The following is a 972-nucleotide window of genomic DNA, read 5'->3' as shown; positions in this document are numbered from 1 at the left end:
ATGTCATTGATCGTCCAAGCAATAGGTAAGGCTCGATGTTACATGGGTTTCTGCGGTATTTGAGATATAATTTGATTGACGTGTGAGCAAAGTGCGGCATAATTTGCATTACACAGGGAGGCTCCCATGACTAAAGAAAGCAAGCCCGATCGCCTGCGCCAGATGGGCGCTCTGAACCCCAAGCCCGAGGGCGTCCGCGCCCCCTGGTTCCGGGAAGCAGGTTTCTTTGATCCACTCGATCTCGTGCAAGTGAAGTATGAGATGCTTCGGCACGCCCGCGAAGACGGCACCAACAAAGCGGATGCGGCCGCGCTTTTCGGGCTGTCTCGGCAGACCTACTATCAAGCGGAGGCCGCGTTCGAGCGCGATGGCATGTCCGGCCTCTTGCCGCGCACCCGCGGGCCGAAGTCAGCCCACAAGCTTACTGGCGAGGTGATGCGTCTCGTCGAGGAGCATCTCGATGTGAACGGCCAACTGCAGGCCCGTTCTCTGGCGGACCTAGTGCATGCGAGACTGGGCATCAGCGTCCATCCTCGCAGCATCGAACGCGCGGTGGCGCGTAAAAAAAAACGATGAAGAGCCGACGCACGCAATCGCCATGTCGGAGAACGGCAAGGATGTTTACGAAGCGCTCCGCGCCGATGTTATTTGCGGTACGGCTTGCGCGAGGCGCATGGGCGCCATCGTCTTCCACGGACTGTGGCGCGGCCTGGCAGTACTGATCGCACCACATCAATCCGCGATAGCGCGACAGCAGTCGACGCCTCGGCTCAAGACAACTTCACTGGTCGCGCACGATCGCCAGCTCGTGCACATGCTCGCCAATATGGTGCTGGCAGCAGAGACAGGAGGAAGCCATGTCTACTGATAATGCCATGAAGATTAGCGCCGATCACCTGCGGCGCGATGCGTTTCTCTACGTCCGCCAGTCCTCCCTTCGTCAGGTGTTTGAGAACACCGAGAGCACGAAGC

General features: G+C 58.7%; 2 protein-coding genes. Both read left to right on the top strand.

The window, feature by feature from the left end:
- The first annotated feature begins 126 nt into the window (after positions 1-126).
- Positions 127-576 carry a helix-turn-helix domain-containing protein gene (locus IB277_RS38550; protein ID WP_089046322.1) on the top strand — a complete coding sequence of 150 codons (450 nt, stop codon included), beginning with the start codon at positions 127-129 and terminating at the stop codon, positions 574-576.
- Between the two features lie 22 nt (positions 577-598).
- Positions 599-868 (top strand): hypothetical protein, encoded by a 270-nt coding sequence (locus IB277_RS38545; protein WP_013850832.1) that lies wholly within the window; start codon positions 599-601, stop codon positions 866-868.
- The last annotated feature ends 104 nt before the right edge of the window (positions 869-972 follow it).

Origin of the sequence: Ensifer sp. ENS07, from assembly GCF_014852185.1 — a bacterium.
Lineage (GTDB): Bacteria > Pseudomonadota > Alphaproteobacteria > Rhizobiales > Rhizobiaceae > Ensifer > Ensifer adhaerens.
The sequence above is the reverse complement of the archived record's forward strand: the minus strand, read 5'-3'. Positions and strand labels throughout refer to the sequence as shown.

Excerpts from the sequence above, each read along its gene's own strand:
- IB277_RS38550 (WP_089046322.1), top strand. The coding sequence starts at position 127 with ATGACTAAAGAAAGCAAGCCCGATCGCCTGCGCCAGATGGGCGCTCTG.
- IB277_RS38545 (WP_013850832.1), top strand. The coding sequence starts at position 599 with ATGTCGGAGAACGGCAAGGATGTTTACGAAGCGCTCCGCGCCGATGTT.